The 14,149-nt window shown below is 64.6% G+C and carries 12 protein-coding genes; all 12 read left to right on the forward strand.

Annotation, left to right across the window (positions count from 1 at the left end; all coding sequences use genetic code 11):
• Positions 1-377: 377 nt before the first annotated feature.
• From mraZ to murB, 12 genes are read left to right on the forward strand one after another with little or no spacing between them, the layout of a single operon-like run.
• Positions 378-836, forward strand: a complete 459-nt coding sequence (gene mraZ, locus ACWGS9_RS32280; RefSeq protein ID WP_454509034.1) for a division/cell wall cluster transcriptional repressor MraZ — start codon at positions 378-380, stop codon at positions 834-836.
• Complete coding sequence (gene rsmH / locus ACWGS9_RS32285) at positions 833-1,849, forward strand: 16S rRNA (cytosine(1402)-N(4))-methyltransferase RsmH (protein ID WP_454509035.1); 1,017 nt, start codon at positions 833-835, stop codon at positions 1,847-1,849. Before mraZ ends, rsmH begins: the two co-directional genes overlap by 4 nt.
• A 4-nt stretch (positions 1,850-1,853) precedes the next feature.
• Positions 1,854-2,249: a cell division protein FtsL gene (gene ftsL, locus ACWGS9_RS32290; protein ID WP_454509036.1), complete on the forward strand. Its 396-nt coding sequence runs from the start codon at positions 1,854-1,856 to the stop codon at positions 2,247-2,249.
• On the forward strand, positions 2,246-3,973 hold the full coding sequence (locus tag ACWGS9_RS32295; RefSeq protein ID WP_454509037.1) for a peptidoglycan D,D-transpeptidase FtsI family protein: 1,728 nt from the start codon (positions 2,246-2,248) through the stop codon (positions 3,971-3,973). Before ftsL ends, ACWGS9_RS32295 begins: the two co-directional genes overlap by 4 nt.
• Before the next feature lie 54 nt (positions 3,974-4,027).
• Positions 4,028-5,482 carry a UDP-N-acetylmuramoyl-L-alanyl-D-glutamate--2,6-diaminopimelate ligase gene (locus tag ACWGS9_RS32300; protein WP_454509038.1) on the forward strand — a complete coding sequence of 485 codons (1,455 nt, stop codon included), beginning with the start codon at positions 4,028-4,030 and terminating at the stop codon, positions 5,480-5,482.
• Positions 5,479-6,912, forward strand: coding sequence for a UDP-N-acetylmuramoylalanyl-D-glutamyl-2,6-diaminopimelate--D-alanyl-D-alanine ligase (locus ACWGS9_RS32305; protein WP_454509039.1), 1,434 nt, complete (start codon positions 5,479-5,481; stop codon positions 6,910-6,912). Before ACWGS9_RS32300 ends, ACWGS9_RS32305 begins: the two co-directional genes overlap by 4 nt.
• A 26-nt stretch (positions 6,913-6,938) precedes the next feature.
• Entirely contained in the window at positions 6,939-8,021 is a 1,083-nt protein-coding gene (gene mraY / locus ACWGS9_RS32310; protein WP_454509040.1) for a phospho-N-acetylmuramoyl-pentapeptide-transferase, read from the forward strand.
• Positions 8,022-8,030: 9 nt separating this feature from the next.
• Entirely contained in the window at positions 8,031-9,431 is a 1,401-nt protein-coding gene (murD, locus tag ACWGS9_RS32315; RefSeq protein ID WP_454509041.1) for a UDP-N-acetylmuramoyl-L-alanine--D-glutamate ligase, read from the forward strand.
• Positions 9,431-10,582, forward strand: coding sequence for a putative lipid II flippase FtsW (ftsW, locus tag ACWGS9_RS32320; protein WP_454509042.1), 1,152 nt, complete (start codon positions 9,431-9,433; stop codon positions 10,580-10,582). Before murD ends, ftsW begins: the two co-directional genes overlap by 1 nt.
• 6 nt (positions 10,583-10,588) lie before the next feature.
• Positions 10,589-11,713, forward strand: a complete 1,125-nt coding sequence (gene murG / locus ACWGS9_RS32325; RefSeq protein WP_454509043.1) for an undecaprenyldiphospho-muramoylpentapeptide beta-N-acetylglucosaminyltransferase — start codon at positions 10,589-10,591, stop codon at positions 11,711-11,713.
• Entirely contained in the window at positions 11,710-13,116 is a 1,407-nt protein-coding gene (gene murC / locus ACWGS9_RS32330) for a UDP-N-acetylmuramate--L-alanine ligase (protein ID WP_320212601.1), read from the forward strand. The genes murG and murC overlap by 4 nt, the downstream gene beginning before the upstream one ends.
• The gene (gene murB, locus ACWGS9_RS32335) at positions 13,113-14,078 is read left to right on the forward strand and encodes a UDP-N-acetylmuramate dehydrogenase (protein ID WP_454509044.1); all 966 of its coding nucleotides are present in this window, start codon (positions 13,113-13,115) and stop codon (positions 14,076-14,078) included. The genes murC and murB overlap by 4 nt, the downstream gene beginning before the upstream one ends.
• Positions 14,079-14,149 lie beyond the last annotated feature (71 nt).

The raw sequence follows: 14,149 nt of genomic DNA on the forward strand, positions 1-14,149 counted from the left end.
GCTTTTCGATTCTCGTTTGGACTCCAATTCCGACTTGCTTGGCAGTCGGTGCACGACTTTTTCAGCAACCTGCTAAACGCTTCGTTAGGCTTAATGGAGGATAAAAAACGAGACGTTCGTTCGGCCTGCTCTTTCTGGTTGTGGCGCGCGTGTTTGTGATGCCTGTTCCCGTTGACGCCCATAGTGCCCCATGATATCCCATTCGCATCATCAAGCTTTCGTTCCGCGTCAGGGTGAAGCGTGCGCCAATCGGGCAGTCGCGGCGGCTGTGCGTTTGTCGGTTTTCGCCTCGGTGAATGAAGCGATTTATCGCGAGCGCGGGGGCGCGGAGAACAACATGGGAAGGGGTGCGGCGGCGGAAGCGGCTGTAGCGTTCATTGGACCGATTTCTGTCAAACACGGTGAGCAGGATCGATGCGAAGGGGCGGGTTTCCGTTCCGGCGCATTTTCGCGCGGCGGTTCAGAAACGCGGTTACTCGGAACTCTACGCGCTGCGCTGCCTGGACCTGCCGGCCATGGATGTCGGCGGGCTCGACCTGCTCGACCGCTACGAGCAGCGGATCGCGCTGGAAGATCCATTCCTGCAGACGGCGGACGACATGTCGTTCTTCTGCCATGGCGACGGGACGTTTTTGAAGCTGGACCAGGACGGCCGCATCACCATGACCGATTTCATCCGCGAGCATACGAGCATCTCGAACGAGGTGGCCTTTGTCGGCCGCGGCAATTTCTTTCAGGTCTGGGAGCCGGGACGGCTTGCCGCCTATGGGGCGCAGGCGCGGGCCAGGCTGTTGCAGCTTCGGCACGGGACGAAGCCCGGGGAGCGATCGGAATGATGGCTGGCCACGGCGATGATCCTCACGCCGTTGGCGGACTGGCCCGTCACATTCCGGTCCTCCTTGCCGAGGTGCTCGACGCGCTTGAGCCGAAGACCGGCGAGACGATCGTCGACGGGACATTCGGCGCCGGCGGCTACACCAGCGCCATCCTCGAACGCGGCGCCTCGGTCGTTGCCATCGACCGCGACCCGGACGCAATCGCGGCGGGCAGGGCGCTCGAACGGCAGGCCGGCGGCCGGCTGAGGCTTGTCCAGGCACCGTTCTCAACGTTGGACGAACATGTCGAGGGCGCCGACGGCGTCGTGCTCGACATCGGTGTTTCGTCCATGCAGCTCGACCAGGCGGAGCGCGGCTTTTCCTTTCGCGCCGATGGGCCGCTCGACATGCGCATGGCGCAAGCGGGCCTGAGCGCCGCCGACGTGGTCAACACCTTCAAGGCCGGCGACCTTGCCCGCATCTTCGGCTTTCTCGGCGAGGAGCGTCATGCCGGCCGCATCGCGCGCATGATCGAGAGCCGGCGCGAAAAACGGCCCTTCGAGCGTACGCTCGATCTCGCCGACGCCATCGAAACGCATATCGGACGAGGGCCGAAGGACAAGATCCATCCGGCCACGCGTGTTTTCCAGGCGCTGCGCGTCTTCGTCAACGACGAGCTTGGCGAGCTTGCAGGGGCACTGCTGGCCGCCGAGCGGGTGCTGAAACCCGGCGGCCGGCTTGCCGTGGTGACGTTCCATTCGCTGGAAGACCGCATCGTCAAGCGTTTCATCGCCGACCGTTCCGAGGCCGCCAGCGGCTCGCGCCACATGCCCGATGCACCCGCGCGCGTCGCGACCTTCCGCAAGGCTGGCGGCGGGGTGACGCCGGGAGAAGCCGAGATAGCGGCCAATCCGCGGGCGCGCTCGGCCAGGCTGCGCGCGGCAATGCGCACCGAGGCGCCGGCGCGCGCAGGCGATTTTTCGATTTTCGGCCTTCCAAAGCTTCCCGCCGTCGAACGGCCGGGAGAGAGGTGAGCACGTGTTTCGTACCAGCGACATAGTCCTGATCGCCGTCATGGTCTCGGCTGCGGCCCTGACCTACAAGACCAAGCGCGAGGCCGAGGAGCAACTGGCGGCTGTGCAGAAGATACAGTCGCAGATCCGCTACGAGGAAGACACGATCGATCTCCTCAAGGCGGACTGGAGCCTGCTTACCCAGCCGTCGCGGCTGCAGAAGCTTGCCGACGTCTACAAGAGCCAGCTCGGGCTTGAACCGGTTGGTGCCCACCAGATCGGCAGCCTTGACGACATTCCCGTGAAACCGGTGACCATCGAGGACCTCTCCTCGCAGCGGCTTGGCGGCATGGCCGACAATTCCGGCAATGGACCCGCGGACGACAAGGATCCGGTGGTCACGGGGAGCACGGTGCAATGATCAGCGGGCTTCCCAAGATTGGTGACCTGCTGAAGCGTCGGAAGAGGACCGCCGAGGACGGCTCGATCGTCGTCGACGCGGCGCGCAAGGCGACGGGCGGCAAGGCCAGGACCCGCATCGTCATGACGATGGCGGTGTTCTTCACCATCTATTCGACGATTGCCGGCCGGCTTGTCTATCTCGGCCTGCAGAATCCGGACCTGTCGGACGGTCCGCAGAGCCGGGTCACCGCATCGCGCCCGGATATCGTAGACCGCAACGGCGAAGTGCTGGCGACCGATATCAAGACGGCGTCGCTGTTTGCCGAGCCGCGCCGTATCGTCGATGCCGATGAGGCGATCGAGAAGCTGTCGACGGTGCTGCCTGAGATCGATTACGAGCAGACCTATCGTAAAGTGAAGAGCGGCGCCGGCTTCGTCTGGCTGCAGCGACAGCTCACTCCGAAGCAGCAGGCCGACATTATGTCGCTCGGCATTCCGGGCTTGGGCTTTCGCACGGAGAAGCGCCGTTTCTATCCGAGCGGCGAAACCTCATCCTACGTTGTCGGCCTGACCAACATCGACAACCAGGGCATCTCCGGCATGGAGAAATACATCGATGAGCAAGGTCTGAGCGACCTGCAGGCGTCGGGCCTGGCGGTGGCCAGGGATCTGAAGCCGGTGAAGCTCTCGATCGATCTGCGCGTCCAGCATGTGGTGCGCGACGAGATCGCCGCCGGCCTGGAACGCTATCGCGCCATGGGCGCCGGCGCTGTTGTGCTGAACGTCAAGACCGGCGAAGTGATAGCCATGGCCTCGGTGCCGGATTTCGATCCGAACAATCCTTACAATGCACAGGACAAGGACCGGCTGAACCGTATGTCGGCGGGCCTTTACGAGATGGGCTCGACCTTCAAGAGCTTCACCTCGGCCATGGCGCTCGATTCCGGCAAGGCGACGATGGCGAGCCGCTTCGACGCTTCGCATCCGATCCGGGTCGGCCATCAGGCCATTCACGATTTCCACGGCAAGAACCGAGTACTGTCGTTGCCGGAAGTGTTCCTCTATTCATCCAACATCGGGTCGGCCAGGGAGGCCGAGTTGGTCGGCATCGAGGGGCACCGCGAATTCCTGCATCGCCTTGGAATTCTGGACAAGATGCAGACCGAACTGCCGGAAGTCGCCCGCCCGACTGAGCCGAAGGTCTGGAAACAGGTCAATTCGTTCACCATCGCCTTCGGCCATGGTGTGTCGACCACGCCGCTGCAAGCGGCTGTCGGCTGCGCCGCGCTTATGAATGGCGGCTATCTGATCCAGCCGACATTCCTGGTCCGCAGCGAGCAGGATGCAATGGCGGTGGCCAAGAAAGTGGTCAGCGAAAAGACGGGCGAAGGCATGCGCTACCTCTATACGCTCAACGCCGAGAAGGGCTCCGCCAGAAATGCCAGGGTCCCCGGCTACCGGGTTGGCGGCAAGACCGGAACAGCCGAGAAGGTCATCAACGGCCGCTACTCGAAGGACTTGAACTTCAATACCTTCGTCGCCGCCTTCCCGATGGACGATCCGCAATACCTCGTCTTTACGATTGCCGACGCCCCGCATCCGGAAAAGCCCGGGATGACGGACGTCGCCGCCGCCAATGCGGGGGTTATCGCCGGCAACATCATCAGGCGTTCCGCGGCCATGCTTGGCGTGAAGCCAGATTTCAGCCATGAAAATGGTGCAACGCTGGTCTCCTATCAGTGATTCTTAGGGCGCGCCGGCAACTGCGCGCTATTTTGTTGCGATGAACGGGACTCAATGTATCTAAAAGATCTAGCCGGTGTCCTGCCTGTCGAGGGAACAGCTTCCCGCGATCTGGAGGTTACCGGGCTTTCCTCCGATTCCCGTCAGGTAAGACCGGGTGCGGTCTTCTTCGCGCTCGCCGGCAGCAAGGCCGATGGCTCGACCTATGCCGCCGACGCCGCCAGCCGGGGTGCCGCCGCGATCGTTGCAGGCAAGGGCACGGCCGTATCCGGCTTGTCGATCCCGGTTCTTGCCGTCGATGACCCGCGCCATGCGCTCGCACTCAGCGCTGCACGCTTCTTCGGACGCCAACCGCAGACCATGGTCGCCGTCACCGGCACCGCCGGCAAGACATCCGTCGCCGCTTTCACCCGCCAGATCTGGGAGCAGGCGGGTTTTGCCGCCGCCTCGATAGGCACGACCGGCGTGGTGGCGCCCGGGCGCAACGAATACGGCTCGCTGACGACTCCGGATCCGGTGGCGCTGCACCGGTTGCTCAGGGAACTGGCGGATGCCGGCGTCACGCACGCCTCGATGGAAGCCTCGAGCCACGGCCTCGACCAGCGCCGTCTCGACGGCGTGAAACTCGCGGCTGGCGCCTTCACCAATCTTGGTCGCGACCACATGGATTACCATCCGACCGTCGAGGATTATCACCGCGCCAAGCTGCGCCTGTTCGACACGCTGCTGCCGAGGGGCGCGCCCGCGGTCGTCTTTGCCGACGATCCGTGGTCGGCGCCGACGGTTCATGCCGCAAAGGCGGCGGGCCTGAAGGTACTGACCGTCGGCCGCCATGGCGATTTCCTGACGCTGAAACGGGTCGAGCACGAGCGCCACCGCCAACGCGCCGAGATCGCGGCCGACGGCGTGCTGCACGAGGTCGACCTGCCTTTGGCCGGCGATTTCCAGATCGCCAACGCGCTGGTCTCGGCCGGGCTTGCCGTCTCAACTGGAACGCCGGTCGATAAAGCTTTGGCCGCGCTGGAAAAACTAAAGGGCGCGCCGGGCCGGCTCGACCTCGTCGGCACCACTGCCGCCGGCGCCCCCGTTTATGTCGACTACGCGCACAAGCCCGATGCACTGGAAAACGTGCTGACTTCGGTCCGGCCTTTCACCACGGGCCGCGTCGTCGTGGTGTTCGGCTGCGGCGGCGACCGCGACCGGGGAAAAAGGCCGATCATGGGCGAGATCGCGACGCGGCTCGCCGATGTCGTCATCGTCACCGACGACAATCCGCGCACGGAAGTGCCCGAAGCCATCCGCGCGGCGATACTCGCAGCGGCGCCCGGCGCCATCGAGATCGGCGACCGCCGCAAGGCAATCCATGAGGCGGTGGCGATGCTTCGCGCCGGCGATACGCTCATCGTCGCCGGCAAGGGGCATGAGGAAGGCCAGACCATCGGCAGCGAAACCTTCCACTTCTCCGACCATGAGGAAGTGCGCGAGGCGCTTACGGAGCGCGCCGCATGAGTTTGCTCTGGAGGTCGGAAGCGCTGGTCGAAGCCATGGGCGGCAGGCCGATCGGCTCGCTGCCGGAAGGCATCACCGGCATTTCGATCGACAGCCGCAGCCTGGAGCCGGGAAACGCCTTCTTCGCCATCAAGGGCGAGGCGATGGACGGCCACGATTTCGCGACTGCCGCCGTGAAAGCGGGTGCGGCCGTGCTGGTCGTCGCCGAGGGCCGGCTGCCGTCGCTCGGACGGCTGACGGCGCCGATGATCGTCGTGCAGGACGTGCTTGCCGCCCTTGAGAAACTCGGGGTAGCGTCCCGTGCCCGCACGAAGGCCAGGATCATCGCGGTCACCGGCTCGGCCGGCAAGACGACCACCAAGGAAGCGCTGCGCCATGTGCTGTCGGCGGTCGGTAAGGTGCACGCCTCGGCACAGTCGTTCAACAACCATTGGGGTGTGCCGCTGACACTCGCCCGCATGCCGCAGGACTGCGACTACGCGGTCTTCGAGATCGGCATGAACCATCCCGACGAGATCAGGCCGCTGGTCAAGATGGTCAGGCCGCATGTCGCCATCGTGACGATGATTGCCGCGGCACATCTCGGCTTCTTCAAGAATCTCGATGAGATCGCCATGGCCAAGGCCGAGATTTTCGAGGGGATCGAGCCCGGCGGCGCCGCACTGCTCAACCGCGACGATACACGCTGGAAGCTGCTCGGGAAAATGGCGAAAGAGGCAGGCGTCGAGCATGTCTTCGGCTTCGGTGAGAATGCCCGCTCGGCCTTCCGCCTTGCCAGCTGCGAGCTTTATGCCGACCATTCCGACATCACCGTCAAGATGGGCAAAAAAGACCTAGCGGCCCGTGTCGGGGCGCCTGGCCGCCATATGGTGCAGAACGTCCTTGCCGTGCTGGGCGCCGCGCAGCTGGTCGGTGCCGACCTCGACAAGGTTGCGGCTGCGCTGGCAGACCTTTCGGCCGAGCGTGGGCGGGGCCGGCGCCATGTCCTGCATCATCCCAACGGGCCGATCACGCTGATCGACGAAAGCTACAACGCCAATCCGGCGTCGATGGCGGCGGCGATGGCACTGCTCAACGCCACGCCCGTCTCGGGCGAGGGCAGGCGCATCGCGGTGCTCGGCGACATGCTGGAACTCGGCAGCCATTCGGCGAAGCTGCACGCGGCGCTTGCTGAGCTGATCGTCGGCACGGGCACACGCAACGTCTTTCTCGGCGGGCCGGAAATGCAGGCGCTGGCCGAGGCTTTGCCGGCCGATGTCGAGACCGAATATCGGGCAGGCGCGGAGGAACTGAAGCCGATCGTGATCTCCGCGCTCAGGCCCGGCGACGTGGTGATGGTCAAGTCGTCGAAAGGCATCGGGTTTTCAAAGCTGGTCGAGGCGTTGCTCGGCAAATTTCCGGCGGAAGCCGCAAACATTGAACCGACCTAGGTCGGGCTCCGGGGGACGGAAGGACCATGTTCACACTGCTCGTCGATTTCGCGGATCGGATCTCGTTCTTCAACGTCTTCCGCTACATCACTTTTCGCACCGGCGGCGCGCTGATCACCTCCGCGCTGATCGTCTTCATCTTCGGACCGACGATCATCAATTCGCTGCGCCTGCGGCAAGGCAAGGGCCAGCCGATCCGTGCCGATGGCCCGCAGACGCATTTCAGGAAAGCGGGAACGCCGACCATGGGCGGATTGATGATCCTGTCCGGAATCATCGGTTCGTCGCTTTTATGGGCAAATCTTTCCAGCATCTATGTCTGGGTGGTTCTGCTGGTCACCGTCGGCTTCGGCTCGATCGGCTTTTACGACGACTATCTCAAGGTCACCAAGCAGTCGCATCTGGGCTTTTCCGGCAAGGCGAGACTGGCGATCGAGTTCATCGTCGCCGCCATCGCCGCGTGGGTGATCATGCATAATGGCCAGGCGCCGTTCTCGTCGTCGCTGACCTTCCCCTTCGCCAAGGAATTCCTGGTCAACCTCGGCTGGTTCTTCATCCCGTTCTCCTGCTTCGTCATCGTCGGCGCGGGCAACGCGGTGAACCTGACCGACGGTCTCGACGGCCTGGCGATCGTGCCGATCATGATCGCGGCGGCGTCCTTCGGCGTCATCGCCTATCTTTCGGGCAACGCGGTGTTCGCCGAATATCTGCAGATCCATTTCGTTCCCGGCACCGGTGAGCTCGCCGTCGTGCTCGGCGCGGTGATCGGCGCGGGGCTCGGCTTCCTCTGGTTCAACGCGCCGCCGGCCGCCATCTTCATGGGCGACACCGGCTCGCTGGCGATGGGCGGCCTGATCGGCACCATCGCGGTCGCCACCAAGCACGAGATCGTGCTGGTCATCGTCGGCGGCCTGTTCGTGGTCGAGATCTTCTCGGTCATCATCCAGGTCGGCTACTTCAAGATGACCGGCAAGCGCGTCTTCCTGATGGCGCCGATCCATCATCATTTCGAAAAGCTCGGCTGGACCGAAAGCCAGGTGGTGATCCGCTTCTGGATCATTGCCGTCATCCTGGCGCTGGTCGGCCTCTCCACCCTCAAGCTCAGATAGGACGCCCGCTTGATTCCCGCCGCTTCCTTTTCAGGCAAACGCGTTTCGCTCTTCGGGCTTGGCGGCTCGGGGATTGCCACCGCGCATGCGCTGATCGCAGGCGGCGCCGAAGTGCTGGCCTGGGACGACAATCCTGAAAGTGTCGCCAAGGCCGCGGCCGCGGGCATTGCGACCGGCGATCTGCGCGCCGCCGACTGGCCGCGCTTCGCTGCCTTCGTGTTGTCGCCGGGGGTGCCCCTGACGCATCCGAAGCCGCATTGGACGGTGGAGCTCGCACGCGGCGCCGGCGTCGAGGTGATCGGCGATATCGAGCTGTTCTGCCGCGAACGCATCAGCCAAGCGCCGGCGGCGCCGTTCATTGCGATCACCGGCACCAACGGCAAGTCGACGACGACGGCGCTGACGGCGCATGTCCTGAAGTCGGCGGGTCGCGACACGCAGATGGGCGGCAATATCGGCCGCGCCATCATGACGCTCGATCCGCCCGAACCGGAGCGTCACTATGTTGTGGAGTGCTCGTCCTATCAAATCGATCTCGCGCCGTCGATCAATCCGACCGCCGGCATCCTGCTCAACCTGACGCCCGACCATCTCGACCGGCACGGCACGATGGCGCATTACGCCTCGATCAAGGAAAGGCTGGTCGCCGGCGGCGACACCGCGATCATCGGCGTCGACGATTCCTGGTGCGCCCAGATCGCCGACCGGCTGGAGCGCGCCGGCCGGCAGGTCATCCGCATCTCCAAGCGCCTGCCCTTGACCGATGGCTATTTCGCCGACGGCACCAATTTGATGGAAGCTGTGCATGGCCGCTACAGCCGCGTCGCCTTCCTCGAGGGCATTGGCTCGCTGCGCGGCCAGCACAATGCGCAAAACGCGCTGGCAGCCGTCGCGGCATGCCTGAGAATCGGGCTCGACCTCGGCGAGATCCAGGCGGGGCTCGAAACCTTCCCGGGGCTGGTGCATCGCATGGAGCAGGTCGGCCGCAAGGACCATGTGCTGTTCGTCAACGATTCCAAGGCGACCAATGCCGATGCGGCAGCGCCGGCGCTGTCGAGCTTCAACCGCATCTACTGGATCGCCGGCGGCCTGCCCAAGGAAGGCGGCATCGAGCCGCTGCGCGGCTTCTTCCCGCGCATTGCCAAGGCCTATCTGATCGGCGAGGCGGCGCCCGCCTTTTCCGCGACGCTCGGCGAGGCGGTGCCTTACGAAATATCGGGAACGCTGGCGGCGGCGGTCGAGCATGCCGCCAAAGATGCGGCGAACGACACCGGCGGCGAGGCCGTGGTGCTGCTTTCGCCGGCCTGCGCCAGTTTCGACCAGTTCAAGAATTTCGAAGTTCGCGGCGAAGCCTTCAGGCAAGCTGCGACTGCTATTGATGGAGTGAAACCCATCGGAGGGCCACGTTGATGCAAAGCCGTCTCGACAAAAGTCCGGTCGCAACCTGGTGGTGGACGATCGATCGCTGGTTCCTGGCGGCATTCCTGTCACTGATGGGACTTGGCATCGTGTTGTCCTTCGCCGCAAGTCCGGCCGTGGCTGAGCGCATCGGCCTCGACAGCTTCCATTTCGCCACGCGTCAGATCATCTTCACCATCCCGGCGCTTATCGTGATGCTGGCGGTCTCCTTCCTGGAGGCGCGGCAGATAAGGCGCATGTCGCTGGTGATGATCTGCATCATGCTGGTGCTGATGGTGGCGGTGCTCTACATCGGCGTCGAGGTGAAGGGCGCGCGGCGCTGGGTGTCGCTCGCCGGCTTGTCCATCCAGCCGTCCGAGTTCCTGAAACCGGCCTTCGTCATCATCTGCGCCTGGCTGTTTGCCGAGCATAAGCGCCAGCCCGACATTCCCGGCAATCTGTTCGCCATGCTCCTGCTCGCGCTGGTCATCTCGCTGCTGGTGGCGCAGCCCGACCTCGGCCAGACCATGCTGGTGCTCGGCACCTGGGGCGTGATGTTCTTCATGGCCGGCTTGCCCTGGTTCTGGATCGTGGCACTTGGTGCCGCCGGTGTCGGCGGCGTGTTCGCGGCCTATACGGTGTTTCCGCACGTCGCCGCGCGCATCGACAAGTTCATGACCGGCGAAGGCGATACCTTCCAGGTCGACATGGGCCGCGAGGCGCTGATCAATGGCGGCTGGTTCGGCGTCGGTCCGGGCGAGGGCACGGTAAAGCGGGTCATACCGGACAGCCATGCCGACTTCGTCTTCTCTGTCGCGGGCGAGGAGTTCGGCCTCATCATGTGCTTCTTCATCATGTCGATCTTCGCCTTCATCGTGCTGCGCGGATTGAGCATCGCGCTCAAGGAGCATGACGATTTCACCCGCTACGCGGTAGGCGGCCTCGTCACCGTCTTCGGGCTGCAATCAGCCATCAACATGTGCGTGAACCTGCAGCTGATGCCCGCCAAGGGCATGACGCTGCCCTTCATCTCCTATGGCGGCTCCTCGCAGATCGCCATCGCCGTCTCGATGGGCATGGTGCTCGCATTGACGCGCAAGCGGCCGGAAAAGCGCAAGCAGATGGGCTTCGTCCTTTCTCAGCGCGCAATGCCGGCGGAATGAGGCGGGATGGCGAAGGGTGTCATCCTGCTTGCGGCCGGCGGAACGGGCGGACATCTGTTTCCGGCCGAGGCGCTTGCGCATGAGCTGATCGAACGCGGCTGGAAGGTGCATCTCGCCACCGACCATCGCGCCGAGCGCTATTCCCGCCATTTCCCGGCCGACGACATACACGCGATCCCGTCGGCGACGCTGGGCTCGAAGAATCCGATTGCCATGTTCTCGGCCTTCTGGATGATCTGGCAGGGTGTGCGGCAAGCCGGTCGGGTCATCGCCAGGGTCAAGCCGGAGGCCGTTGTCGGCTTCGGCGGCTATCCGACGCTGCCGCCGCTCTATGCGGCGACGAGGCGCAAGGTGCCGACGCTGATTCATGAGCAGAACGCCGTCATGGGTCGCGCCAACAAGGCGCTTGCCAGCCGGGTCGACGCGATTGCCGGCGGCTTCCTGCCGGAGGGCGCGAGCGCTGCCGGCGCAAAGACGGTGACCACCGGCAATCCGGTCAGACCGCAGATACTCGAAGCAGCGAAGACGCCGTATCTGGCATCGAACGCGGGCGAGCCGTTCCGCTTCCTGGTGTTCGGCGGCAGCCAGGGCGCGCAATTCTTTTCCGATGCCGTTCCGGCGGCGATCGCGCTGTTGCCGCAAGACCTGCGCAAGCGACTGGCGATCACCCAACAGGCGCGCGCCGAGGATGTGGCGCGGGTGAAGGCCGCTTATGCCGACCTCGGCGTCGACGTCCAGGTCTCGCCCTTCTTCACCGACATGGCGGCGCGCATCGCGGCGGCGCATCTGGTGATGTCGCGCTCCGGCGCCTCGACGGTTTCGGAGATCGCGGTCATCGGCCGGCCGGCGCTGCTGGTGCCTTATCCGCACGCGCTCGATCACGACCAGGCGGCGAATGCCGCGGCACTTGCAGCCGCCGGTGGCGCCGAGCTTCATCCGCAGTCGACGCTGTCGGCGGAACGGATCGCCGAGTTGGTTGGCGGGCTGATGCAGGACCCGAACCGGCTGGCGACCATGGCCGCCGCCGCCCGCTCGGCCGGGAAACCGAACGCGGCGCGGTTGCTCGCCGATCTGACAGAGGCTATTGCGTCCGGCAAAACGGTTTCGGACTACAGGAGGACGCGCGCATGAAGATGCCGCAGACGATCGGCCTCGTGCATTTCATCGGCATCGGCGGCATCGGCATGAGCGGCATCGCCGAGGTGCTGCACAATCTCGGCTACAAGGTGCAGGGGTCCGACCAGGCCGACGGCGCCAATGTGCAGCGGCTGCGCGACAAGGGCATCGAATGCTTCGTCGGCCACAAGGCCGAGAATCTCGGCGACGCCGAAGTCGTGGTCGTCTCGACCGCGATCAAGAAATCCAACCCCGAGCTCAAGGCCGCGCGCGAAAAGCTGCTGCCGATCGTGCGTCGCGCCGAGATGCTGGCCGAGCTGATGCGTTTCCGCCAGGCGGTCGCTATCGGCGGCACGCACGGCAAGACGACGACCACCTCGATGGTGGCGACCCTGCTCGAGGCCGGCGGGCTCGACCCGACCGTCATCAATGGCGGCATCATCAACGCCTATGGCACCAATGCCCGCATGGGCGATGGCGAGTGGATGGTGGTCGAAGCGGACGAGAGCGACGGCACGTTCCTGAAACTGCCGGCCGATATCGCCGTCGTCACCAACATCGATCCCGAGCATCTCGACCACTATGGCAGCTTCGACAAGGTGCGCGAAGCCTTCCGCCAGTTCGTCGAGAACGTGCCGTTCTACGGCTTCGGTGTGATGTGCACCGATCATCCGGAGGTCCAGGCGCTGGTTAGCCGCATCGAGGATCGCCGTGTCATCACCTATGGCGAGAACGCGCAGGCCGACGTGCGGTTCACCAATCATCGCATGGCGGGGGCTGTGTCGGAGTTCGACGTGACGATCCGCGACCGCAAGGGGCGGGGCACAACGACGATCGCGGGCCTGCGGCTGCCCATGCCCGGCCGCCACAATGTGTCCAACGCTACCGCGGCGATCGCGGTCGCGCATGAGCTCGGCCTTTCTGCCGAGGCGATCAAGAAGGGCCTGTCGTCCTTCGCCGGCGTCAAGCGGCGCTTTACCCATACCGGCTCGTGGAACGGCGTCGAGGTGTTCGACGATTACGGCCACCACCCGGTCGAGATCGCGGCGGTGCTGAAGGCCGCGCGCAGCGCGACCGAGGGGCGTGTCATCGCCATCGCGCAGCCGCATCGCTTCACCCGGCTACATGATCTCTTCGACGAATTCTCCGTCTGCTTCAACGACGCCGACACCGTGATGGTGGCGCCCGTCTATGCGGCCGGCGAAGAGCCGATCGAAGGTGTCTCGTCGGATGCGCTGGTTGCGCGCATACGCTCCGGCGGCCACCGCGACGCACGCTATATCGATGGCGCGGCAGCGATCGCGCCAGCCATTCGCGAGCTTGCCAAGCCCGGCGACTTCGTCGTCTTCCTCGGCGCCGGCAACATCACGCAATGGGCTTACGCGCTGCCCAAGGAACTTGGTGGGACGCCCTCATGATGCGCGGCCAGGATCTCATCGACAAGCTTGGCGACCGGCTTTCCGGCTTGCGCGGCCGCATCACGCCCAATGTCGAGATGGACAAGATCACCTGGTTCCGCGCCGGCGGCCTGGCGGAGGCGCTGTTCCAACCGGCAGACGAGGAAGACCTGGCGACGTTCCTGCGCGCGGTGCCGGAAGAGGTGCCGGTGCTGGTGGTCGGCGTTGGCTCGAACCTCCTGATACGCGACGGCGGCATTCCGGGTTTTGTCGTCAGGCTCTCGGCCAAGGGTTTCGGCGAGGCCGAGGCCACTGGGCCGACCATGATCAGAGCCGGCGCGGCGGCGCCGGACAAGCGTGTCGCCGCGGTGGCATATGAAGCCGGCATCGGCGGCTTCCACTTCTACCACGGCATCCCCGGCGCCATTGGCGGCGCGCTGCGGATGAATGCGGGCGCCAACGGCGTCGAGACCCGCGAGCGGGTCGTCGAGGTGAGGGCGCTGGACCGCAAGGGCAATCTCCACACGCTCAGCAATGCCGACATGGGTTATGCCTATCGCCATTCGTCCGCACCGGCCGGACTGATCTTCACCTCGGCGATCTTCGAAGGCGTTTCCGAAGACAAGGCGGCGATCAAGGCGGCAATGGATGCGGTGCAGAATCATCGCGAGACGGTGCAGCCGATCCGCGAAAAGACCGGCGGCTCGACCTTCAAGAATCCGGAAGGCACTTCGGCCTGGAAGGAGATCGACAAGGCTGGCTGCCGCGGACTGATGATCGGCGGCGCGCAGATGTCACCGATGCATTGCAACTTCATGATCAACACCGGCACCGCGACCGGCTACGACCTCGAATATCTTGGCGAGACGGTGCGGGCTCGGGTGCTTGAGAATTCCGGTATCCGGCTGCACTGGGAGATCAAGCGCCTCGGCAATTTCCGGCCGGGTCATGCGGTGCAGGAGTTTCTCGGGCAACTCCTTTAACAGGCTGCTGAAAAACGTTTTTGGTCCGGCCGACTCGTGGCTTTGATTCTGTTTTGTTCGCTTTTCGATTC

It is taken from the genome of Mesorhizobium sp. Arg314, from assembly GCF_053714275.1.

Bases quoted from the DNA above. Each gene is read 5' to 3' on its own strand.
- mraY (WP_454509040.1), top strand. From the start codon at position 6,939: ATGTTCACACTGCTCGTCGATTTCGCGGATCGGATCTCGTTCTTCAAC.
- ftsW (WP_454509042.1), top strand. From the start codon at position 9,431: ATGCAAAGCCGTCTCGACAAAAGTCCGGTCGCAACCTGGTGGTGGACG.
- ACWGS9_RS32295 (WP_454509037.1), top strand. From the start codon at position 2,246: ATGATCAGCGGGCTTCCCAAGATTGGTGACCTGCTGAAGCGTCGGAAG.
- murC (WP_320212601.1), top strand. From the start codon at position 11,710: ATGAAGATGCCGCAGACGATCGGCCTCGTGCATTTCATCGGCATCGGC.
- ACWGS9_RS32305 (WP_454509039.1), top strand. From the start codon at position 5,479: ATGAGTTTGCTCTGGAGGTCGGAAGCGCTGGTCGAAGCCATGGGCGGC.
- murG (WP_454509043.1), top strand. From the start codon at position 10,589: ATGGCGAAGGGTGTCATCCTGCTTGCGGCCGGCGGAACGGGCGGACAT.
- murB (WP_454509044.1), top strand. From the start codon at position 13,113: ATGATGCGCGGCCAGGATCTCATCGACAAGCTTGGCGACCGGCTTTCC.
- ACWGS9_RS32300 (WP_454509038.1), top strand. From the start codon at position 4,028: ATGTATCTAAAAGATCTAGCCGGTGTCCTGCCTGTCGAGGGAACAGCT.
- rsmH (WP_454509035.1), top strand. From the start codon at position 833: ATGATGGCTGGCCACGGCGATGATCCTCACGCCGTTGGCGGACTGGCC.